Annotated in this window: 22 protein-coding genes; 10 read left to right on the top strand and 12 right to left on the bottom strand. The window is 46.9% G+C overall.

Going from position 1 to position 23,655, the window contains the following annotated elements:
• Positions 1–52: 52 nt before the first annotated feature.
• From ABY436_RS03530 to sdhC, 4 genes are read right to left on the bottom strand one after another with little or no spacing between them, the layout of a single operon-like run.
• Complete coding sequence (locus ABY436_RS03530; RefSeq protein ID WP_090726566.1) at positions 53–757, bottom strand: succinate dehydrogenase iron-sulfur subunit; 705 nt, start codon at positions 755–757, stop codon at positions 53–55.
• A gap of 12 nt (positions 758–769) precedes the next feature.
• Positions 770–2,542 (bottom strand): succinate dehydrogenase flavoprotein subunit, encoded by a 1,773-nt coding sequence (gene sdhA / locus ABY436_RS03535; protein ID WP_372737648.1) that lies wholly within the window; start codon positions 2,540–2,542, stop codon positions 770–772.
• 3 nt (positions 2,543–2,545) lie between these two features.
• Positions 2,546–2,893 (bottom strand): succinate dehydrogenase, hydrophobic membrane anchor protein, encoded by a 348-nt coding sequence (sdhD, locus tag ABY436_RS03540; protein ID WP_372737649.1) that lies wholly within the window; start codon positions 2,891–2,893, stop codon positions 2,546–2,548.
• Complete coding sequence (sdhC, locus tag ABY436_RS03545; RefSeq protein ID WP_372737650.1) at positions 2,887–3,264, bottom strand: succinate dehydrogenase, cytochrome b556 subunit; 378 nt, start codon at positions 3,262–3,264, stop codon at positions 2,887–2,889. Before sdhC ends, sdhD begins: the two co-directional genes overlap by 7 nt.
• 429 nt (positions 3,265–3,693) lie before the next feature.
• Between sdhC and gltA the strand changes: the two genes are divergently transcribed.
• Complete coding sequence (gene gltA / locus ABY436_RS03550; RefSeq protein WP_372737651.1) at positions 3,694–4,971, top strand: citrate synthase; 1,278 nt, start codon at positions 3,694–3,696, stop codon at positions 4,969–4,971.
• An 84-nt stretch (positions 4,972–5,055) separates the two neighbouring features.
• Here gltA and ABY436_RS03555 read toward each other — a convergent pair whose 3' ends face one another.
• From ABY436_RS03555 to recQ, 3 genes are read right to left on the bottom strand one after another with little or no spacing between them, the layout of a single operon-like run.
• Positions 5,056–5,829 carry a hypothetical protein gene (locus ABY436_RS03555; RefSeq protein WP_372737652.1) on the bottom strand — a complete coding sequence of 258 codons (774 nt, stop codon included), beginning with the start codon at positions 5,827–5,829 and terminating at the stop codon, positions 5,056–5,058.
• A gap of 45 nt (positions 5,830–5,874) precedes the next feature.
• Positions 5,875–6,291 (bottom strand): YqaA family protein, encoded by a 417-nt coding sequence (locus ABY436_RS03560; RefSeq protein WP_372737653.1) that lies wholly within the window; start codon positions 6,289–6,291, stop codon positions 5,875–5,877.
• Entirely contained in the window at positions 6,291–8,411 is a 2,121-nt protein-coding gene (gene recQ / locus ABY436_RS03565) for a DNA helicase RecQ (RefSeq protein ID WP_372737654.1), read from the bottom strand. Before recQ ends, ABY436_RS03560 begins: the two co-directional genes overlap by 1 nt.
• 110 nt (positions 8,412–8,521) lie before the next feature.
• On the opposite strand from recQ, the gene ABY436_RS03570 reads away from it, so the two are divergent.
• Positions 8,522–9,109, top strand: a complete 588-nt coding sequence (locus ABY436_RS03570) for a YecA family protein (protein ID WP_372737655.1) — start codon at positions 8,522–8,524, stop codon at positions 9,107–9,109.
• 100 nt (positions 9,110–9,209) lie between these two features.
• Here ABY436_RS03570 and alr read toward each other — a convergent pair whose 3' ends face one another.
• From alr to ABY436_RS03585, 3 genes are all read right to left on the bottom strand, one after another.
• Positions 9,210–10,286 carry an alanine racemase gene (gene alr / locus ABY436_RS03575; protein ID WP_372737656.1) on the bottom strand — a complete coding sequence of 359 codons (1,077 nt, stop codon included), beginning with the start codon at positions 10,284–10,286 and terminating at the stop codon, positions 9,210–9,212.
• 32 nt (positions 10,287–10,318) lie between these two features.
• Positions 10,319–10,705 carry a RidA family protein gene (locus ABY436_RS03580; RefSeq protein ID WP_372737657.1) on the bottom strand — a complete coding sequence of 129 codons (387 nt, stop codon included), beginning with the start codon at positions 10,703–10,705 and terminating at the stop codon, positions 10,319–10,321.
• A gap of 90 nt (positions 10,706–10,795) precedes the next feature.
• Positions 10,796–12,049, bottom strand: coding sequence for a D-amino acid dehydrogenase (locus tag ABY436_RS03585; protein WP_372737658.1), 1,254 nt, complete (start codon positions 12,047–12,049; stop codon positions 10,796–10,798).
• A 128-nt stretch (positions 12,050–12,177) separates the two neighbouring features.
• Between ABY436_RS03585 and ABY436_RS03590 the strand changes: the two genes are divergently transcribed.
• On the top strand, positions 12,178–12,645 hold the full coding sequence (locus tag ABY436_RS03590; RefSeq protein WP_372737659.1) for an Lrp/AsnC ligand binding domain-containing protein: 468 nt from the start codon (positions 12,178–12,180) through the stop codon (positions 12,643–12,645).
• A 112-nt stretch (positions 12,646–12,757) separates the two neighbouring features.
• Positions 12,758–13,582, top strand: coding sequence for an RluA family pseudouridine synthase (locus ABY436_RS03595; RefSeq protein WP_372737660.1), 825 nt, complete (start codon positions 12,758–12,760; stop codon positions 13,580–13,582).
• Between the two features lie 2 nt (positions 13,583–13,584).
• Here ABY436_RS03595 and ABY436_RS03600 read toward each other — a convergent pair whose 3' ends face one another.
• The gene (locus tag ABY436_RS03600) at positions 13,585–15,564 is read right to left on the bottom strand and encodes a methyl-accepting chemotaxis protein (RefSeq protein WP_372737661.1); all 1,980 of its coding nucleotides are present in this window, start codon (positions 15,562–15,564) and stop codon (positions 13,585–13,587) included.
• A 359-nt stretch (positions 15,565–15,923) separates the two neighbouring features.
• Here ABY436_RS03600 and folX point away from each other — a divergent pair, with 359 nt between their 5' ends.
• A complete protein-coding gene (gene folX / locus ABY436_RS03605) occupies positions 15,924–16,289 on the top strand; it encodes a dihydroneopterin triphosphate 2'-epimerase (RefSeq protein ID WP_177201117.1) in 366 nt (121 codons plus the stop codon).
• A 9-nt stretch (positions 16,290–16,298) separates the two neighbouring features.
• Complete coding sequence (gene folM / locus ABY436_RS03610) at positions 16,299–17,009, top strand: dihydromonapterin reductase (protein WP_372737662.1); 711 nt, start codon at positions 16,299–16,301, stop codon at positions 17,007–17,009.
• 93 nt (positions 17,010–17,102) lie between these two features.
• On the opposite strand, the gene ABY436_RS03615 is transcribed toward folM, so the two are convergent.
• Entirely contained in the window at positions 17,103–17,705 is a 603-nt protein-coding gene (locus ABY436_RS03615) for an MBL fold metallo-hydrolase (protein WP_372737663.1), read from the bottom strand.
• A gap of 231 nt (positions 17,706–17,936) precedes the next feature.
• Between ABY436_RS03615 and ABY436_RS03620 the strand changes: the two genes are divergently transcribed.
• From ABY436_RS03620 to ABY436_RS03635, 4 genes are all read left to right on the top strand, one after another.
• Positions 17,937–18,653 (top strand): YebC/PmpR family DNA-binding transcriptional regulator, encoded by a 717-nt coding sequence (locus ABY436_RS03620; protein WP_372737664.1) that lies wholly within the window; start codon positions 17,937–17,939, stop codon positions 18,651–18,653.
• A gap of 333 nt (positions 18,654–18,986) precedes the next feature.
• Complete coding sequence (locus ABY436_RS03625; RefSeq protein WP_372737665.1) at positions 18,987–19,760, top strand: ABC transporter ATP-binding protein; 774 nt, start codon at positions 18,987–18,989, stop codon at positions 19,758–19,760.
• 39 nt (positions 19,761–19,799) lie between these two features.
• Positions 19,800–22,163, top strand: a complete 2,364-nt coding sequence (locus ABY436_RS03630) for an ABC transporter permease (protein WP_372737666.1) — start codon at positions 19,800–19,802, stop codon at positions 22,161–22,163.
• A 4-nt stretch (positions 22,164–22,167) separates the two neighbouring features.
• Entirely contained in the window at positions 22,168–23,388 is a 1,221-nt protein-coding gene (locus tag ABY436_RS03635) for an efflux RND transporter periplasmic adaptor subunit (RefSeq protein ID WP_372737667.1), read from the top strand.
• Positions 23,389–23,655 lie beyond the last annotated feature (267 nt).

The following is a 23,655-nucleotide window of genomic DNA, read 5'->3' on the forward strand; positions in this document are numbered from 1 at the left end:
CCTTTCGGCTAAATGGACAAAAAAACGGCACCTGAGGTGCCGTTTATTCTTCTTAGGTCGCTTGCTGGATCAGCATGTTACGAATTTTCCCGATTGCCTTAGTAGGATTCAATCCTTTCGGACAAACATTGACGCAGTTCATGATGCCATGACAGCGAAAAACACTAAACGGATCATCCAACTCCGCCAGACGCTCCCGTGTTGCTGTATCACGACTATCCGCAAGGAATCGATACGCCTGTAACAAACCAGACGGCCCGACGAACTTATCAGGATTCCACCAGAACGAAGGACAAGCCGTTGTACAACATGCACACAAGATGCACTCATACAGACCATCCAACTCGGCGCGCTCTTCAGGCGACTGAAGACGCTCCATCGTCGGCGCTGGCGTGTCATTAATCAAGAACGGTTTTATTTTCTCGTACTGCTTATAGAACTGAGACATATCCACAACTAAGTCGCGAATAACAGGCAGCCCCGGCAGAGGACGAATAACCAGCTTATCATCTACTACCACCTGAGAAAGCGCAGTAATACAAGCCAGACCATTCTTACCGTTCATATTCATACCGTCAGAACCACACACACCTTCACGGCATGAACGACGGTAACCCAAAGATGTATCCTTCTCTTTTAAAAGATGAAGAACATCCAGCACCATGATGTCTTTACCACCCGGGATATCAATATGAATATCCTGCATGTAAGGAGCATCATCAGTCTCAGGATTGTAACGATATACGCTTACTAACACTGTAATTTCTCCTTAATAAGTACGGACTTTAGGCGGAAACGCTGGAACAGTCTTGGGCGTGAAGTTAACGGCACGCTTACCAATAGTCTTGTCCTGCGGATAGTAAACTGAATGACACAACCAGTTTTCATCATCGCGTTCTGTAAAATCATTACGGGCATGCGCACCACGAGATTCAGTACGAACCTCTGCAGCAATCGCTGTAGCCTCAGCAACTTCCATCAGATTCTGAAGTTCAAGTGCTTCGATACGCGCCGTATTAAAAGCATGACTCTTATCATCAAGATACAGGTTATCAGCTTTTTTACGGATATCAGCCAGCAACGCAAGACCTTTCTGCATGCTTTCACCATCACGGAAAACACCGAAGTATAGCTGCATTGTCGCCTGCAGTTCTTTACGAACCGTAGCCACATCTGCACCCTCAGACGATCCGTTGAGACGATTCAAACGCGCCATTGCACGTTCCAGATCAGCTTCAGACGCATCCTTAACCGCATAGCCTTCACGCATCTGTTTCTCGATCTGAATACCCGCCGCACGGCCGAAGACGACCAAATCAAGCAGCGAATTACCACCCAGACGGTTTGCGCCATGAACTGACACACACGCCACCTCACCACAAGCAAACAGACCTTCGATCACTGTATGACCACCATCCTTATCGGGAGCCAAGGCCTGACCACCGATATTAGTAGCCACACCGCCCATCTGATAATGACAAGTCGGCACAACCGGAATAGGCTCTTTAACAGGATCAGCGTGAGCAAACGTTTTAGACAGTTCACAGATACCCGGCAAACGAGAATGCAGAACTTCCTCACCCAGATGATCAAGTTTCAGATATACATGATCGCCATCAGGACCACAGCCCCGGCCATCCAGAATTTCAAGGATCATTGAACGCGCAACCACATCACGACCGGCAAGGTCTTTTGCGTTAGGCGCGTAACGTTCCATAAAACGCTCGCCATCTTTATTAATCAAATAGCCGCCTTCACCACGACAACCTTCAGTCACAAGCGTACCAGCGCCTGCGATACCCGTCGGGTGAAACTGCCACATTTCCATGTCCTGCGCAGGTACACCCGCACGTAAGGACATTCCCATACCGTCACCGGTATTGATCAATGCGTTAGTAGTAGAAGCATAAATACGCCCCGCACCACCCGTTGCAAGAACAGTCGCTTTCGCTTTGATATAAACTGTCTCACCTGTTTCTATACAAATGGCGATACAGCCAACAACAGCACCGTCTTCATTCTTAACCAGATCAACAGCATACCACTCGTTAAGAAAAGTCGTACCTGCTTTCAGGTTAGCCTGATAAAGAGTATGCAATAAAGCATGCCCTGTACGGTCAGCCGCAGCACAAGTACGTGCAGCCTGAGTCGGATTATCAGGACCCTTTGACTGGCCACCGAACGGACGCTGGTAGATACGACCCGCTTCGGTACGAGAGAAAGGTAAGCCCATATGATCTAATTCAAACACAGCCTGAGGACCAACAGAACACATATACTCAATTGCGTCCTGGTCTCCGATATAATCAGATCCCTTAACTGTGTCATACATATGCCAGCGCCAATCGTCATTCGGATCAGCACTTGCGATTGCACAAGTAATACCACCCTGAGCAGAAACTGTGTGTGAACGTGTTGGAAACACTTTACTCACACAAGCAGTATTCAACCCAGACTGTGCAAGCTGCAGCGCGGCACGCATGCCCGCACCACCACCGCCTACTACAATCGCGTCAAAAGTTAACGTGCGCAGTTCATTCATCTCTTAGACACCCCACAGAATCTGAATACCCCAAACGACGTAAATAAACGTCAACAAACCACATCCAGCCTGAACAACAAAACGAAGTCCGGTCGGTTTAATGTAATCTGTAGTTACCGACCATAAACCGATCCAGGCATGTGCAGCCATGGAGAGTAAAGCCAGCAGGGTGAAGATGCGCATCCAAGTGCACTCAAATAATGATTTCCACTGCAAATAATCCATATCTGAATTAAACAGCAAATAACCCATCATGAAGATCGTATAGGCCAGCAATACTACAGCTGTGACTCGCTGAACCATCCAGTCGTATAAGCCACTCCGGCCAAAGCTAGTGATACTTGTTACCATACCCAGACTCCTGCCAGTAGAATTGCGACTGCACCAGCGATCAATGTAGCTTTCGCTGCCATTGTTCCACTTTCCAACTCCTCAAGATGTCCTGCATCCATAATCAGATGCTTAACACCAGCAAGTAGGTGATACAGTAATGCGGATACTAAACCCCATGTAATCAGCCTCGCGAAGAAGCCCTCTTCAAACATGGTAATTGTTTCGTTAAAGCCAGCTTCTGACTCGAGAGACATCCCTAATGCATAAGTCATAAAGAGTGTGCCAAAAAACAACACAACACCAGTAGCACGATGCAATATGGATGTAATCGCAGGAAGCGGCTGCTTGATAGTTCTTAGGTCTAAATTTACAGGTCTTTTTTTGTTCACGGCTCTTATTCACACTTTGCTGCCCATCTAAGGGGCAAGGTTGCTAGGTAGTGTTCAGAGAGTAGATCCTCAGACTAAAGTACGCGCCAACACTTACCCTACACGTACTCAGGAACGAGATTATAGACAGTTAAAAATCAGAATACAACGCGCCAGACCGAGCCTTAAGCCTAACGTCTAGTGAGACGTAAATGATTGTCGTAATTACCTTATACAACTAAAAGGGTATTCTGTCCTTGTTCTATTATTGGTAAAAATTACCCTCGATTGCTGCAATGCAGAAAAAGCATTTAGTGTCCAGATTGACAATCTTGAATCAATCTTTATATTGGGCATATCCCAAGCGGACTAAGACTCTGGATATATCCATGGATACAACCTGTATATCTAAGAAGTCTAATATAACGAATAAAATGATAGGAGCCTATAATGGCTGATAAAAAAGCACGTTTGACAATCGATGGTGTTGATGAAGTAATTGAACTATCTGTTTATTCCGGCACTCTGGGACCTGACGTTATTGACGTCCGCCCCCTGACGGGCCGTGGTCTTTTCACATATGACCCTGGTTTCGTCTCTACCGCAGCATGTGAGTCCAGCATCACTTATATTGACGGTGAAAAAGGCATCTTGCTACATGGCGGTTATCCGATAGAACAACTTGCCAAACACTCCGATTACCTGGAAACGTGTTATTTGCTTTTAAACGGCGAGTTACCTACTCCGGAACAGAAAGAGCTATTTGTAAATACGATTAAAAATCACACCATGGTTCATCAACAGATGACTCATTTTTTCAATGGTTTTCGTCGTGATGCTCATCCTATGGCCATCATGGTGGCCGTTGTTGGCGCGCTGTCTGCCTTTTATCATGACTCACTTGATATTGATGACCCGCACCACCGCGAGGTCTGCGCCTATCGCCTGATTGCCAAAATGCCAACGATTGCGGCTATGTGTTACAAATACAGCATCGGACAGCCGTTCCAGTACCCGCGCAATGAACTAGACTATGCAGACAACTTCCTGCACATGATGTTTGGCACACCTTGCGCCACATACGTCCCTAATCCGATTCTCGCCAAAGCAATGGATCGCATCTTCCTATTGCATGCAGATCACGAGCAAAACGCATCGACTTCTACAGTACGTCTTGCCGGTTCTTCCGGTGCAAACCCATTTGCCTGTATTGCATCGGGCGTGGCTGCACTATGGGGACCTGCTCACGGTGGCGCTAACGAAGCGGTACTGCAGATGCTTGAAGAGATTGGTGATGAAGCAAACATCCCTGAGTTCATCAAGCGCGCTAAAGATCCTGATGATAGCTTCCGCCTGATGGGCTTCGGACATCGCGTTTATCGCAACTTCGACCCGCGCGCTAAAGTTATGAAACAGACGTGTGACGAAGTACTGGCAGAACTAGGCGTTGAAAACGATCCGTTACTGAAAATTGCTAAACGCCTTGAACAGATTGCCCTGGAAGATGAATACTTCGTACAGCGCAAACTGTATCCGAACGTCGATTTCTACTCGGGTATCATTCTCAAAGCTATTGGCATTCCAACCAACATGTTTACTGTAATCTTTGCCTTGTCTCGTACAATCGGCTGGATTTCTCATTGGAGCGAATTCCACAGCAGCCCGAATAAAATTGGCCGTCCTCGCCAGTTGTATATGGGCCCAGTCAAGCGCGACTATCCAGAATAATAGTCAGACTTAAAAAAACCCGCTTTCAAGCGGGTTTTTTTGTTACTTTTTAAACCTGATTAACAATAATCAAAATAATAAAATTTAATCGACAGCTCGCCAATTGATCTCTATTGCTGTTGCCGAACCCACCACCACATACTCCAGACTCGGAGGAATAATGGCAATTGAGGGTGATATTTGCACCCGGCCTCCCATAATTTCAGCTTGCAGCTGTGGCATGAGCGGTTCTTTAGTCGGATCAGCATACCCATCAGGCCACAACGGCCAACTGGTTTCAGGGTCATATTTATCATTGGCGCCCAACGTATGAAGCAACTCATGCGCCGCAATCAAATTATTCTGACCTTGATATTCTGCATCCGCATAACCGTTCACCAAGCCAATTAAACCTTTTTGTAACCCCAGAGAATGTCGTAAAAACTGCTGGTTATTTGGCGAGAAAAATCGCATGTATATTTTGATATCCGGATCAGGCCCACCCCAGTCATCCTGTCGCCATGACCAATAGCGCATCTGCAAACTCCAGACAATGTTATCAAACATACTCGGGTTAACCGGTGGTTCCGGAGGATGATTATTCAGCTGAGGAGCCAGCATTACTTCGACAGGTCTTTCAATTGCGACCTGATAACGACGCGCCTCTCTGATAAAAAATGACTCAATATCATCAAAATCCGTCTCTTTCAACGTATCGATATAGCTCTGGGTATCCTCTCGCCCATCGGCATTAAGCGGATAAACAACCACCCACAGCGACTGATCCCAATCAGTGGTACGGATTTTTGATAACAAGGTATTCAGACTCACCACCAGCAGCAGAATAATCAACAACAGCAAGCGGATTGTTTTGTACATTTCTTATACCTTTTCATGTGCCTGGTACGCTGCTGCTTTTTTCTGCTACACAAACAAACCTGCTACCAGCATGTACCGAATGGCTTTACCAAGAGCAATAAACACAATACCTGTAACGGCATTCAATTTAAGCCACCCGGCGACAAAACAAAGCGGATCACCGACGACGGGTAACCAGGACAACAAGAGCACACTACTGCCCGTCTTTTCAACCCAGCGCCTGGCTCGCTGGTGCTTTTCTTTCGCCAACAAGCGCAACGGATAACGCATCGCCACCAGCCAGCCCATACCGAACGTAATAACACCGCCCAGCGTATTGCCCGCGGTTGCCACTCCAATCAATAGCCACACTGAAATTTCAGCATCAGTTACCAACCAGGCAAGATACGCCTCCGAGCCACCCGGTAATAATGTAGATGAGATCAGACTACTGAAAAACAAGCTATAGAGCTCGGCCTCCATTAGCGCTCCAACCCCTGACGAACACAACTTAGCACGCCAATTTCATAGACACCTGCAAGCGCCTCATAGACGGGCTTCAAAGCTTGCCCAAAGCGCTGCTGACAATCAAGAATCACCTGTTGAATATGCTGTAACTCTGCAGCAGGTAAGTCCACGACCTCTTCGACGGTTAATTCACCGGCACCAATGCCTGCAGCCAAATGGATATAGATAACTTTTACCGAGAGCTTTTGCATCTTAGCCACCTGCTCAATCGTCATACCCGCTTTAAATAAGGCGACCGACTCCTGTCCCTGAAGGTTTTTACTCTGATCAACCGAGGGCTGCTGACAAATAACCGCTAAAAATGCTTCACCATAAAGCTCCAGCTTGCGCTCACCCACTCCGCTGATTTTATGCAGCTGATGACTGGTTGACGGGCGGTACATCACCATTTCCATCAGTGTTGCATCATGAAAGATTACATAAGGCGGGACATCCTGCTCATCCGCCAAACGTTTGCGCAACTGCTTTAATTGCTCCCAAAGCTGACGGTCAACCGCGTCCAACTGATTCTGAGGGGTTTTGTTCTTCTGATAACCACTACTACGCTCACGCTTATCTTCCCGGAGCAATAAGGTCTCTTCACCTTTGAGTAAGGACCGGCAGCGGTCACTCAGATGCAGCACTCCATAGCCATCAGGATCAACACTCAGATACCCCCTCGCTACCAGCTGTCGAAAAACAGAACGCCATTGATTACGGTTCAGACCAATGCCAATTCCCCAGGTCGAAACCTTTTCATGTTTCTCCGATTTAACCTTATCGGTCAGATTACCCAACAAAACATCGATGACATGATTCACGCCATAACGTTGCCCGGTACGGTACACTGAGGACAACGCCTTTCGTGCAGCGTCGGTACCATCCCACTGAGGAACTGGTTCAAGACAGGTATCGCAGTTGCCACACGGCGGATGATCATGCTCACCAAAATACCCCAGCAACACCTGGCGACGGCAGCTGGTAATTTCACAAAAACCCAACATCGCTTCAAGCTTCTGACGCTCTATTTGCTTAAATTGCTCTGCCGCCTGCGAGCCTTCCAGCATTTGCCGTAAAAAAATCACATCCTGCAAACCATAAACCATCCAGGCATCAGCGGGCAGGCCATCACGCCCTCCTCTGCCCGTTTCCTGATAATAGGCTTCGATGCTTTTTGGCAGATCAAGATGCGCGACAAATCGCACATTGGGCTTATCAATCCCCATGCCAAATGCAATGGTCGCTACCACAATAATCGACTCTTCAGTCAGGAAGCGGTGTTGATTGTGGCGTCTTAAATCAGTCGATAACCCCGCATGATAGGGTAAAGCGTTAAAGCCACGTTCCGCCAGCCACCCGGCCGTTTCCTCTACACTTTTGCGTGACAGACAATAAACAATACCGGCATCATTAGGATGCTCTTGCTTTAAAAAAGAGAGCAATTGTTCACGGGCGCGATTTTTCTGGCTGATCCGATAGCGGATATTGGGTCGATCGAAGCCCTGAATAAATCGACGCGTATCACGTAGCCCTAACCGATCAACAATTTCTTGCTGAGTGCGGACATCAGCTGTGGCGGTGAGTGCGATACGCGGCACATCCGGAAAATAATCAGTCAGCGACGCTAACTTTAAATATTCAGGTCTGAAATCATGCCCCCACTGGGATACACAGTGAGCTTCATCGATCGCAAAAAGTGAAATGTCAGATTGCTGCAGCAACGCCAGCGTTTTGGGTTGGACTAAACGTTCTGGTGCAATATAGAGCAGATCCAGCTGTCCATTCAACAGCGCCTGCTCTACCTCTGTCTGAATAACATAATCTAAGGATGAATTAAGACAGGCTACCCTGACACCTAACTGTGATAGCGCGGTGACCTGGTCATACATTAAAGCGATTAAGGGAGAAACAACCAGCGCAGTGCCCTGGCGCAGCAAAGCGGGTAGCTGATAACAAAGCGATTTACCGCCGCCTGTCGGCATAATAACCAGCACATCACGGTTATCCAGCACACTCTGAATCACCTCTTCCTGAGGCTCTCGGAACTGGTCATAACCAAAGACTTCTTTTAATACATGCAGAGTTTGATTCGTCATCAGGCAATTATCCGGAAAGGCCATACCACTGTCACCCCAAATTATCACTGACTACGCTTTCTTCTCGGAGTAGAATAGCGCAAACTGCCTTTTTTTCAGGAAAACCAAACATGCAAAGTAGATTCACTAGTGCTCCGTTATCCGATGATGAACTTGATCGTCTGGAAACATTTATTTTTTCAGACGTCGTGTCAGAAGATTCTCTTGATCTTATCGGAATACATGGCTTCCTGTGTGCGCTGAATATCAGCCCTGTTCCCGCCGATGAAGAAGAGTGGATGGACGTATTATTCGACGGCAAGCCCAATTGGATCTCCACTGAGCAGGAAGCCGAAATCACCTCAATGCTGAATCGCTGGAAAGGCTCAATCTACAGTGACCTGAGCAATGACCGTGAACTTGGCATGCCTTGTGAACTAACCCTTGAAACTAAAAATGAAGAATCTGAACTGGAAATTTGGGCTCAGGCATTTATGGAAGGCGTCTTCCTCAACGAAGATGAGTGGTTCTCAGAAGGTACAGACAAAGAGGAAGCCGTTGCAGAGCTGATGCTGCCGATTATGGTTATTTCTAACCTGTTTGACGAAAAAGAGTTCAAAGAGATTCGTAGAAACAAGATAGCAACTGAGCAGATGGCCAATGAAATACCGGATATTCTGGTTGACCTGTTCCTGTTGTATCACGCACCCGAAAAATAATTCTGAAAACAGCAGACAGTCGGACTTAAGACTGATCGACTGCCAGCGAAAAAAGCACCCGCGACTCAAAGCCGGGGGTGCTGATTAAACCGATATCCGCTCAAATATAGTGTCTGGGTACCCTTTTCGTTACACCAGTAAACAGCGTATAAGGAATAGTGCCACAGTGACGTGCCACTTCATTGATACTCACCTGACGCCCCCATAATTCAACTTTTGAACCAATACCGACTTCAGAAAGCCCCGTCAGATCGACTGCACACATATCCATCGAGACACGTCCGATAATCCGTGTTCGCTGGCCATTGACGATCACTGGTGTACCCGTTCCTGCAGAACGCGAATAACCATCCCCATAACCGATAGCAACCGTACCCACGCGCGTAGGCTTATCACATACATAAGACGCAGCATAACCCACTGCCTCACCTGCCTGCAGATCGTGAATAGCGATAACCTCGCTTTCCAGCGTCATAGCGGCCACCAACTGATCGGCATTAGCCTGCGCTTCTTCAAAAGGTGACGCGCCATACAGCATCAATCCCGGGCGAATCCAGTCCCGATGCAAAGCAGGCCAAGCCAGCGTTGCAGGAGAGTTACTAATGCTATGGGGTGCAGAGATACCGTCCACTGCCTGGTCGAAATATACTGCCTGCTGCATGGTATGCGGCTTATCCAGTTCATCAGCGCAGGCAAGGTGACTCATCAACACAACATCAGCAACATTAGCAGATGCCTGCAGACGCTCATATGCCTGACGATAATCTTTAGCATCAAAACCCAACCGGTGCATACCGGAATCCAGCTTAAGCCACACATTAACCGGCGTTGCTATTGGCGCCTCTTCCAGCATATCGATCTGTTCTAAGCGGTGAATAGCGGTCCAGAAATTATGCTCGGCTATCAGCAACAGCTCATCTGCTGTGAAAAACCCTTCCAATAATAGAATAGGTTTTTTCACACCACCTGCGCGTAATTCCAGCGCTTCTTCAATACAGGCGACACCAAACGCCGGAACTTCGGGCTCCATGGCTAACGCAACACGTACAGCACCATGCCCATAAGCATCCGCCTTAATCACCGCCACTGCATTTGCATGGGGTGCTAATTTTTTTGCCAAACGATAATTTTGACTGATCGCCGATACATCAATGATCGCCCGTGTTGCCCGCCCCATAGAAAACCCCTTGTGCTTTTATAACGTCAAATTTATTCTGCAATGACCATGATCGATTCAACTTCAATATCCGCATCTTTTGGTAATGCTTTCACTGCAAAAGCGGCGCGCGCCGGATATGGCTCATTAAAATAACGCGCCATGACTTCATTAACCTGAGGAAAATATTTCATATCAGACAGGAGAATGGTTAGTTTCACTACATCAGTAAACGAACCACCAGCCGCTTCCGTGATCGCTTTCATGTTTTCAAAAACACGTACAGCTTGTGCTTCAAACGACTCTGTCACCATTTCCATGGTTTCAGGATCCAGCGGAATCTGGCCAGAGATGTAGACAGTATTACCTGCTTTAACAGCCTGCGAGTATGTACCGATAGCGGCGGGCGCTTTGTCTGTAGAAATGATGCTGCGATTCATAATAAATTCTCTTCAAAAAAATGATAAAAGGTCGTTTCACTAAATTTGTTCATGACAAGTGACATAACAATAATCGGTCAGGCTGATTTTTTAAACATATCTTTCAATACCAAGACCTGACGGATCAATATCCGGCTTACGTCCGGAAATAATATCGCTGACATAGCGGGCTGATCCTACCGCCATTGTCCATCCTAATGTACCGTGTCCGGTATTCAGAAACAGGTTCGGATACTTAGTAGCACCCAACACAGGCGTGCCGTCTGGTGTCATAGGTCGTAGTCCTGTCCAGAATTCCGCTTTTTCCAGGTCGCCGCCGCCCGCGAACAGGTCACCGACCACGAAATCAACATTGTTTCTGCGCTTTGCCTTAAGGCTCATATCATAACCGGTTAGCTCAGCAGTGCCTCCCACGCGGATACGATCGTTAAAACGAGTGACCGCAATCTTGTAGGTTTCATCCATTACCGTTGAAACCGGCGCACGACTTTCATCAATAATAGGCAAGGTCAGAGAGTACCCTTTAACAGGATAAACCGGTAATTTAATGCCGACTTTTCCCAGCATAATAGGGCTATAACTACCCAGTGCCATCACATAACTATCGGCTTTAAGTACTTCTGAAGCCAACTGTACCCCTTGAATTTTACCCGCTTCCAGGACCAGGCCTTTAATGTCGGTGTTATACCTAAAAGTAACACCTAATTTTTCACACTCTGTTACTAATCCCTGCGTAAATTTAAAACAATCACCGGTGCCGTCACCCGGCAAGCGTAAGCCACCAATAATTTTCTCTTTCACATGCGCCAATGCAGGTTCTGCATCTATGCAACCCTGACGGTCGAGTACTTCATGACGGACACCACATTCTTTAAGTATGGCAACATCGGCTTTTGAAGAAACGACCTGCTTCTCTGTCCGGAAAACCTGCAAGGTTCCACCAAAACGCTGATCATAGTCGATTGATACTTCATCGTTGAGTTCATTCATACTGTCACGGCTATATTCAGCAACACGTAACATACGTGATTTGTTGACGCGATAAGCAGATTCCGTGCAGTTGCCCAGCATTTTAGTCATCCATTTGAACAAGACTGGATCCAACGCTGGCTGAATACGCAGCGGCGCAAGATCCTGCATCATCCATTTGACCGCTTTCAACGGAACACCGGGAGCCGACCACGGAGAGGAATACCCGGGAGAGATCTGCCCGGCATTTGCGTAGCTGGTTTCTAATGCAGCTGCAGGCTGACGATCAACAACCGTTACTTCATGGCCTGCTTTTGCTAAAAAGTAGGCATTTGTAACACCGATAACACCACTACCTAACACCACTATTTTCATTTTTATTCTCAAAGTTGATACAAGACATAAGACTAGAATAAATGAAATCAACAATAAATTTTTATTGTTTTATTGTTATAAAATAGTTATTTTTACTGATAAAAAATAAATTGACAGAATTTTATAAAATGAAGAAATTAGATAGGATCGATAAAAACATTCTAAGCAGGCTGCAAAAAGACGGCCGTATCTCCTACACCGACCTTGCAGACAAAGTGGGTTTATCCACCACTCCCTGTATTGAGCGGGTAAAGCGCTTAGAAAAGGATGGCTTTATCCAAGGATATCACGCCAGACTCAATCCGGAAGCACTAGGATATAACATGCTGGTATTCGTTGAGATATCTCTTTCCTACCAATCTCCGGATGCGTTTGAACATTTTAATTTAGCCGTCAATCAATTGCCCTATATTATGGAATGTCATCTGGTGTCAGGCGATTCAGACTACCTGTTAAAAGCTCGCATCAAAGATATGTCAGAATATCGCGCGTTACTCGGCGATATGCTACTGACGTTACCGGGTGTTAAAAACTCAAAGAGCTATATCGTTATGGAAGAGGTAAAAGAACAGTTCAGCATTCCAGTTCCCGCATAACGTGCGGCTTAACATCATGGCTCTAACCCTTAAATAGCGTTACGCCTGTAAAAACGTTACGCCTGACATTGCTTTTGAAATTATCATCACGATACAGAATACGGATTTAACCATGAAGCTTGAGCTGTCGCACACGGTTACAGAAATCTCTGCAAATGCCTCAACCATACTAACCACGCTCAGCGGACTCCCCAGGCAACGCATTAAAGATGCCATGACCAAAGGCGCCGTCTCGCTTAAACGCGGTAAACACACAAAACGAATTCGCCGCATAAATACCGTGGTTAAACCGGGTGACATTTTACAACTGAACTATGATGACAGCGTGCTGGCATTGAAGCCCCCTGTTATCGAGTGCCTTGAAGACCGCCGTAGCTATAGTGTTTGGTTTAAACCGGCAGGCATCATGTCTCAGGGAAACCAGTTTGGCGATCACATGTCGATTTTGCGTATTATAGAAAAGCAGAACGATAACAAACGTGAAGTATTTCCTGTACATCGCCTCGACCGGGAAACCAGCGGACTGATTATCGTGGCTCACAGCAAAAAAATGGCAGCAACCTTATCCTCTTTATTCCAGACACAACAAATCGAAAAAAGCTATCAGGCCATTGTTTTAGGAAAAACAGAGGAAACCGGCACTATTGACCGCCTCCTGGATAAAAAGAACGCCATCACTCATTTTAAACGACTCAACTTTAACGAAGAAACGAACAATAGCCTGATCGACATTCGCCTTGAAACCGGCAGAACTCACCAAATCCGGCGTCATTGTGACAGTATAGGCCACCCAATTATGGGAGACCCCAGATACGGGACGGGTAATAAAAACCAGCAGGGACTACAACTTGTCGCTTACAAGCTAACCTTTCGCTGTCCGGTCAAGCATCAGCAGGTCACCATCGAGCTACCGGAACCCTTTGCCCAAAACACATAAAGTTACACTTTAAAACCACGTACCAACTCTTTTAACTGATGAGCCATACTCGATAGACTTTGCGCAGAGTGCGCAATCTGACCTGCCGCTGTCGCCACCTCATCGGAGCTATCATCAATCACAGTCAAGTTCTGGCTCACATCCTGAATAACAGCAGCCTGCTCTTCAGACGCTGTCGCTATCTGGCTGGACATATCCATAATGCCATTAACAGCATTGACTATCGATTCCAGAGAGTTCTCGACATTATGTGTACTCTCTACCGTTTCACGCATCATGCTATGATTATTTTCAACCAGCGCAAAGGCCTCCTCTACTTCACCTTGCAAGTCTTGAATAATCGCAGCAATCTCTGCGGTCGATTTCTGCGTACGATGTGCCAATGTCCTTACTTCATCAGCCACCACCGCAAACCCTCTCCCCTGCTCTCCTGCACGCGCGGCTTCAATGGCCGCATTTAATGCAAGTAAACCGGTTTGATCAGAAACATGATGAATGACTTCTACAACATTGGAGATATTGGTGCTACTGGCATGCAGTTTATTGATCAGCTTACTTAACAGGCTGACATCATCAGCCAACTGATTTACTGACAGTACTGAGGCCCGCACCACATCATTCCCTTCATGAGCTATCAGATTTGCTGTATTCGCCTGATCTGCCGTTCGTGCGGTATTCCCGGCAACTTCCTGAACAGCGCTAGACAACTCCTCAACAGCAGCAGCCACTTGTGTGGTCCGTTCTCGCTGAACGTGTAGTTTCTCAACACTATGCTCAACAACACCCGTTGTTTCATCGGCGATAGTCACCAGCGTATTACAACTATCTGACAACTGATGAATGGCGCTGGAAAAGTTCTCCAGCGTAGCATTCAAGCCTTCGGCTAATTGTCCCAATTCATCCTGGCTACAGACCTCCACCCGCACGCGTAAATCATGTTCCTTTTGCACTTTATGCATCACTGTGGATAAAGAGTTCACCTGCCGGTTCAGGCCTCTGATAATATTAAGCGCGATTACAGTCACGATCAGAAGTGATGCCACCAGCAACCCTGAGTAGAGCAACAGGGAAAACTGCGCCTGGCCCTGCAACTCATTAGCTTCTGAAATAAGATCGACCGCCAATCTATCTTCCAGCTCTTTAAGTGAATCTATCCGTTTTGTCGCCTCAGCAAACCAATACTTAGATTCGATATTAAAGCCACCGCTATCCGCTTTTTCTGACGCAACACCTCTGAGCTTCTCAACCTCTTGCACAACAGCAGAGTTTGAAAACTCAGTAAATAATGCCAAATGCTTTTCCAGAGCCAGATTCAGAAAAATGCGGCTATAAGTGTTTTGTTCAGTCACTAAGGTGATAAATTTTTCATACATGCCCGGAGAAAACTGATCAGCCGCAAAAGTATTACTCAAAACGGCACGCTCAATACCGGCTCTCTCTTTCGCCTGTAACAAATGGTAATACGCTAATGATGCCCGTGTCAGATGGACATTTTCGCTCAGATTAGCGGTAAGCGCACCCGCCGAAAGCAATTTTACATTTAAGCCCGTGTAATATTTTAACGCTTCTGATAACGGGATCTGCAAGGAATCAACACGCCCCCTCACATCGTTAATAGCTTTTAACTGGCGTGTTACTTCTTGCATCACGCTATTAATCACCGTGTTTTCTATCTCATTGCGGCTAATAAAATCAGCCCATTTCTCTTCTAGCTTGTTAGTCACTACCCTTTGCTGACGCAGCACATCAGAAAACTGCTGACCGCCTGAACCAAGAAAACCAGCAGTGGCACCTCTTTCTTTCTGCAACTCATGAACCAGCGCACTATTAACTGTCACTAATTCGGTATAAACGGATATCTCACCCGTTTGCTTATTTAGCGTATAACTATTGATGACTTCATTCACCAACAAAAACGTACTGAGAAACACAGGAAATACTATTAATAACAACAGCTTGTATTTAAAACTCAGGTTTTTCATTCAATTATTTCCTTGATTACCCGATCCCTGGTTCCGCCAATCGTTATCACGAAGATCTATAACCAGGGTGGAAAAATACATAGTTATTTTATAGTTATATCGTACTTCCCTAATGAAAAATGCCGACAGCGACCTACATAGAAAGCAGAAGATAAATAGAAAAAGTGTAGTACATTTACAAAAAATGAATAAAAAATTACGCATATTATTCGTGATCTGAAATGCCCGATTGTGCGTATAAACCCGTAATACAGCCGTGGTAGCTATGCTAGACTAAAAAAACCTCGAACGGACAAATTTGACGTACTAAAATTAACCAAGCACGGTCAATTTAAATAGATTTGATTACGGACAATACTATGAATATCAGTGACGCCATTATTCGTATTACCAATTTAAGGCTGCGTACTTATATCGGATTCAATCAGGACGAAATGGAAAAACAACAAGATGTGGTCATTAATATTAAAATCCACTATCCCGCCGAAAAAGCTTATCAAACCGACAATGTAAAGGATGCTCTTAACTATAAAGTGATCACTAAAAAGGTCATCAACCATGTTGAAGAGGGGCGTTTTTTGTTACTGGAAAAGTTGGTAGCCGACGTTCTCGACATTTGTACTCAACATGCATGGGTAAAATACGCCTCAGTGACAGTCGATAAACCACATGCCCTGCGCTTTGCAGATTCGGTTTCTCTTACGCTGGAAAAATACTGTGATTAAGGTGACACTATGAAAGCACCGATTTTGATTACAGGTGTTGGTAAACGTATCGGGTACGCATTAGCACGGCAGTTGTTAGCTTCAGATCAGCCCGTAATAGGTACGTACCGTACCGAATATGAATCAATCACCGAGTTACGTCAGTTGGGTGCAGAACTCTATCCTTGTGATTTTTACGATGATGCACAAATTCGCGCACTGATTGATACCATTAAAGAGCGGCACACTGGCTTACGCGCAATTATTCATAATGCCTCTGACTGGCTGCCCGACAACAACGCGCTTTCGCCTGCGTCCACGTTAGACAGAATGATGCAGATTCATGTGAGCACACCCTACCAGATCAACCTTGCACTGGCTGACTTACTCAAAGCCAGTTCAGACGAGTGTAGCGATATCATCCACCTGACCGATTACGTCGTCGAAAAAGGCAGTAAAAAGCATATCGCTTATGCTGCCAGCAAAGCGGCACTCAGTAATATGACCCTGTCTTTTTCAGCCCTGCTCGCCCCTAAAATCAAGGTCAACGCAATCGCACCAGCGATGATACTTTTCAACCCCGACGATGATGCCGAATACCGCAGTAAAACCCTGAAAAAATCTCTGATGGGGATAGAGCCCGGAGTTCAGGAGATAGTAGACACCGTTAATTACCTGCTCAAGAGCCGCTACGTCACCGGCAGAACACTGCATGTTGATGGCGGTCGCCACCTTAAATAGCCTCACCCTTGGGTGCAGCAAGGCATCTCAGAGATTGAGCTTAAAGCGGCATTGAACTTAAGCCGGCATTGAGCTTAAAGGCGGCAATCCGCGCTAAGGTAAAGAAGCGGGAAGTTCTGCCAATACTCGCTCGCCTTCTCTGAAGACAGGCCAGCCATCCCCCACTAATACGGCCTTTATCCCATGTATAGAGGCCAGCATTTTCACGGAAGCAAGCGCTTTAGTTTTATCCTGTAGCTTAGGATCGGGCAGCATACACAGCTTGCCACCCGCATGAGCGCGTACAAGATCGCCGGTTATCAGCGTATCGCCTTCCAGCACAAACGCTAACTCCCCATCAGTTTTTGAACCATCAAGGCTATAAACATCCAACCCTGGTAATAGGTTTTTACCCGCGCTTAACCAGTGCGAGCACTCAATTGGAAAGCTATCTTTCTCGGCTTCGGGCCCCCAGATCTGTGCACCCGTTTCATCCGCCAGAGCTTGGGCATTACGCACATGGTCTGAATTAGAAATCAGGATATGACTCACTTTTCCCAGCGACAAAAGATGTTGCTTATCATGCTCAGTAAGCGGAAGCGGATCAAACACAATACTGCCCTGCTCTGTCACCCAAACATAACTATGAAAATCGATATTTCTATCTTTATCAAAGGCACTCCAGCAATAAAAGTTACTTTTATGAAGTGTTTTCATTATCTATCTCCGGAAACGCGGGCTAATACCAGCGATGGTTAATGACGTTACTTTACTCTTGTCTGACATTTTCTGGCAATTTTCTTTCAACGCCTGACATTTGGTTGAAAAAGGGTAAGCATCATCTCAAAAAGAAAAACTTCATCAAAGCTTTCGCCTTATTGACAGTTCCCTATACAATTACTTCTCTGTAATATTTGTTCTTTTTTAACACTTTAATGAGACAGCGTAATGGGCAGAGCCTACCAAAACCGTAAAGAATCCATGGCGAAAACGTCGGATAACAAAGCCAAGGTCTACAGTAAATATGGTCGAGAGATTTATGTATGCGCCAAAGCGGGCGGGCTTGATCCGGACGGAAACCTCGCATTACGCGGCTTAATTGAACGCGCTAAAAAAGATCAGGTGCCCAGCCACGTTATTGACAAAGCGATCGACAAAGCGAAAGGCGGCGGCGGTGAAGACTTCTCGCCTGCCCGTTACGAAGGTTTTGGTCCCGGCAACTGTATGGTTATTGTCGACTGTCTGACAGACAATCCAAACCGTACTTTTGGGGATGTACGTAATTGCTTCACCAAAACAAAATGCAAAATCGGCACCTCTGGCAGCGTCGCTCACATGTTTGACCACAGCGCTATTCTGGTTTTTAAAGGCGATGACGAAGAAGCCGCTTTGGAAGCCCTGATGATGGCCGATGTAGATGTGACCGACATTGAATCAGAAGAGGGAACAATCTCGGTATTTGCCCCCCATACCGATTACTTCAAAGCCAAGACCGCATTAACCGATGCCTTTGGTGAGATCGATTTTGAGGTCGCAGAAATTCAGTTCATCCCACAGAACACCGCGCCTGTAAGTGAAGAGGATCTTCCGATGTTTGAGAAGTTCATCAACATGCTGAATGATCTGGATGATGTGCAAAACATCTACCATAGCGCTGAAATATAATTATTCTGCCCATGCTCAGTTTTCCTGAGCATGGGCAGGCATGTTAAGCCTGTTTTATAACGCACTCCTTAGTTATCTTATTATGGTGTCTTATCTAGCAGCCATCTATCAGTCACAAACCTTAGATACTGTCCCTTAGCTGCTGTCCATTGGGTATAATCTATCAGGTACTGACCATGAGACACCCACGCCAGTAACACGCCCCTCCGGTCTATCACCCTTATAATTTTTTAATCAAAATTTAAGCAACTATAACGTCTCTCGATGATGCGTATCAAAAGCCACTTACTGTATCCATGCTTATACTGGAAATAGATTTTAAGGGAGTGGCCTATGTCTCATAACATGTCTCATGACATGCCTCACAAGGTTTCGGATCCTGATGCGCCATCCTCATCAGCCCATAACAGTGTGTTTCATGTGAAGGGGGTGACTAAGGTGTATCAAATGGGAGAGGTTCAGGTGCATGCACTTCGTGGCATTGACCTGGATCTTTACGAAGGCGAATTTGCAGTATTGCTGGGAGCATCGGGTAGCGGAAAATCAACGTTGCTGAATATCCTTGGTGGGTTAGACACACCCACCACGGGTGATGTTTTTTACGGCCAAAGCAATCTAACCCGTGCTACTGAAAGCGAGCTGACCGATTACCGGCGCTACCATGTTGGTTTTGTTTTCCAATTTTATAATTTAATACCCAGTCTGACAGCGCGTGAAAATGTCGCTGTTGTGACAGAAATCGCACGCGCACCGATACTACCGGAAGAGGCATTGAAACTGGTGGGTCTGGGGGATCGGTTAGACCATTTCCCTGCACAACTTTCCGGAGGAGAACAACAGCGCGTTGCGATTGCGCGCGCCATCGCAAAACAGCCCGATGTATTGTTATGCGATGAACCAACCGGCGCACTCGACTCTCAAACCGGCATTGTAGTTCTGGAGGCACTGCAACGCGTCAATCAGGAACTGGGGACCACCACCGCTGTAATTACACATAATGCCGGTATTGCTCAGATGGCCAACCGTATCATCAGCTTAGCCGACGGACTCATCAGCCAGATACAGGTTAATCAGCACCGTTTAGCGCCGCATGAGCTGACATGGTAAACGAGGCCTCTGAAAGCTAACAGACGAGGTTATGCAAACATGAAAGCACTCGACAAAAAACTATGGCGCGAACTGTGGGGCATGCGTATGCAAGCACTCGCCATTGCCATGGTAATTGTCGGCGGTGTCGGTATCTTCATCATGTCACTCAGCACACTGGACTCATTGTTTGAAACGCGTGAATCCTATTATCGCAACAACCACTTTGCTCACCTGTTTGCATCGCTCAAGCGCGCCCCGCTCTCACTAATAAAGAGGATCGAGGAAATACCCGGTGTTGAAAAAGTGGAGCACCGTGTCATCGCTTACGTCAATATTGATGTAGCCGGCTTTGATGATCCGGTCAGTGCTCACCTAATGTCTTTACCTGAGAGCAGCCCTGGATTATTAAATCAGATCTATTTACGCTCAGGTCGCTTACTGGGATCGGGTAGCGACAACGAAATACTCCTCAGCGAAGAGTTTGCCAGTGCCCATAAGCTGCAATCTGGCGCAACACTGAGCGCCACCATTAATGGTCGGCGCAAATCACTGACCGTCGTCGGGCACGCACTCTCACCGGAGTATATGTATCAGATTGCTCCCGGCGCCATGTTTCCTGACACTATGCGCTACGGTATTGTCTGGATGGCCCGCAAACCGCTCGCCAGTGCATACGATATGGAAGGTGCTTTTAATAACGTCGCACTGACCCTGAGCAAAGACAGTAACGAACAAGATGTTATCGACCAGCTTGATGAGCTGTTAAAGCCCTACGGCGGCACCGGTGCCTTTGGCCGCAAAGACCAGCTGTCGCATCGTTTTTTATCCGAAGAGCTCAAGCAACAAAAAACTATTGCCACCGTATTTCCTATCATCTTTTTTGGTGTTGCCGCTTTTCTTTTGAATGTGGTCATCAGTCGTTTAATCAGTCTTGAACGTGAGCAGATCGCCGTTCTCAAGGCTTTTGGCTACAGCAATTTTGCCATAGGCTGGCATTACAGCAAGCTGGTGCTGATGATTGTCAGCATCGGAGTGATCACAGGCATCGGCACAGGCATCTGGATGGGAAAAGGCATGAGCAACATCTATATGCAGCTCTACAGCCTGCCATATTTAATTTATGTGCTCAAACCACAGGTGGTTATCGCCGCCGCGCTCATCAGCATCAGCGTCGCCATTCTCGGCACATTATATGCGCTGCGCACAGCAGCCGCCTTACCGCCAGCTCAAGGTATGCGACCTGAACCGCCCGCTATCTATCGCCCTCTCATGATTGAACGCTGGGGGCTGCAACACTGGTTTTCACAACCAACCCGCATGATTATCCGCCATATTGAACGCCGACCACTTAAATCATTTTTAACCACATTAGGCATCAGTATGGCGTGTGGCACTATGATGGTTGGCGGTTTTCAGGAAGGTGCAATCAATCACATGGTAGAGGTGCAGTTTGACATGAGCCAACGTAGCGACCTGACGGCTATTTATACTGAGCCTACCTCTGCAAAATCACTGCATTCATTACGCAGCTTAGCCGGCGTAGAACAGGTAGAAGGCTTTAGAGCCGTACCGGCTAAGTTAACATTTGAACACCGCTTCTATCGGACCGGTATTCAGGGGGTTCAGTCAGACGGCGACCTCTTACGCCTGCTCGATAGCCGTTTAGAGCCCATAGATCTACCTGCGCAGGGGGTTATTCTTACCGATTATCTGGCAGAACTGCTGCAGATCAAACCTGGCGACATGCTCAGCATGCAGGTATTAGAAGGTAACCGCACAACAGTACAGGCTCTCGTGGTCGGCACCGCCAAAGAATATATGGGGGTTAATGTTTATATGCAACAAGACGCCCTCAACCGCCTGCTGAAAGAGGGTAATGCATTATCGGGAGCATGGTTAAAGGTCGATCCCCATTACCAAAAAGAAGTCTATATCGCACTCAAGAACATGCCCCGCATTGCAGGCGTTATCGAACAACGATCAGCCATTAAATCTTTTTATGACACCATGGCCGAGACTATTTTATTTTTTACCTTTATATCGACGTTACTCGGTTCAAGCATAGCGTTTGGCGTGATCTACAACAGCATGCGTATTGCCTTATCTGAGCGTAACCGTGAGCTCGCCAGCTTGCGGGTACTGGGTTTTCGGCGGAGTGAAGTTGCCTATATTCTTCTCGGTGAACTGGGACTATTAACCCTGCTCGCCATCCCACTCGGGTTACTCATCGGTTATGGCTTGTGTGCTTTTCTGGCTTTTCAGTTCGACAGCGATCTGTACCGCATTCCATTGGTACTGCATCGCGATGTATTTGCCTTCGCCGCACTGGTGGTGATTGTCTCCGCGTTGATTTCTGCCGTCATGATATGGCGCAATTTAGCGCATCTGGATATGGTAGCTGTATTGAAGAGTAAGGAGTAAGTTGATGCGTCCTCTGTTACGAGAGCACCCTGTGGTTGCACTGATCGCTATTCTGCTAACCGGCTTAATGATTTGGGGCTTCTGGCCAAAACCGATACTGGTGGACGTCGTCCCGGCCAGATACGCCCCCCTGATCATCACCATTGAAGAGGAAGGGCGTACCCGGGTTATTGACCGCTATGTTATAGCCGCGCCGGTTAATGGCGTAACCTGTCGGCAGCAGCTTAAAGTCGGAGATAGCGTTACACAAGGACAAGTCCTCTTAGGCATTACGCCGCTGGCATCTGAGGTTCTTGATCCGCGTAGCCGCGCGCAGGCAGAAGCACGCTTAGCCTCTGCTGAGTCGGCCTTACATGCCGCGCAGGAACAGGCCCGGGCGTCTGCAGCCACTGCGCAGCTGGCCATTCTTGAACGCAACCGCTTACAGCCGCTGGCCGATAAAGGTCTGATCTCCCGCGAGATAATAGACAAAGCCAACACGGCGGTAGAAACCACGTCTGCGGCAAAACGCTCAGCCGACTTCAGAGTAGAAGTTGCAGAATACGATCGCGAAGCAGCCCGCACAATGCTGCAATACTCGGCATCCGGCCAAGATGAATCGCTCAACACAGCAGAAAACACAAACGAAGAAAGAGTGCTGGTGCGCTCCCCTATCAATGGCAAAATTCTTAAAATTGCACGCCAGTGTGAAGGGCCTGTTGTGACCGGTGAGCCTCTATTGGAAATAGGTGATCCTACTGCCTTGGAAATTGAAGTTGATGTACTGTCTGCCGACGCCGTACGCATCGCGCCCGGTATGGAGGTTATATTTGATCGCTGGGGAGGCGAACAGCCACTCACTGGTGTTGTGCGTAACATTGAACCGATTGGTGCAACTAAAATCTCAGCACTGGGTGTGGAAGAACAGCGTGTCCTGATCATTTCTGATTTCACTTCACCTAAGGCGCTATGGCAACGCCTCGGCGACGGTTATCGTGTAGAAGCCAGCTTTATCATCTGGCAACAGCAAGAGGTTTTGCAAATTCCATCAAGTAGCCTGTTTCGTTATCACAACGGTTGGGCCGCGTTTGTTGTGGAAGAGGGTTATGCCAGACGGCGGGAAATAATCATAGGACAACGGAACGGATTAATGGCTCAGGTACTCAAAGGTATAGAGGCCGGTGAAAAAGTCATCAACCATCCGAGTGATGAGGTGGACGACGGTAAACGAGTAACCCCTAGGTAAAACGTATAGACACTCGGATTAAACCACCGCCTGTTACCTGTAAAGAGAGCTGTAAAGAGGCTTGTAAAGTATCCATCTCACCGAATCAGGTCTATCCTGAATAGAGTGTAATTGGCATGGGAGGCCATCTGTAACCTGATGCCCCCACAGCCGGTGGGAATAGCGATGTCACATAACAAACTGATAGTATTGATACTATCGTTATCATGTTTAGTCTGGCCTTACAGCGTTAAGGCAAAATCATTTGCGGACATCAGCGCTGCACTG

Origin of the sequence: Neptunomonas sp. (genome assembly GCF_041601355.1) — a bacterium.
Classification (GTDB): domain Bacteria; phylum Pseudomonadota; class Gammaproteobacteria; order Pseudomonadales; family Balneatricaceae; genus Neptunomonas.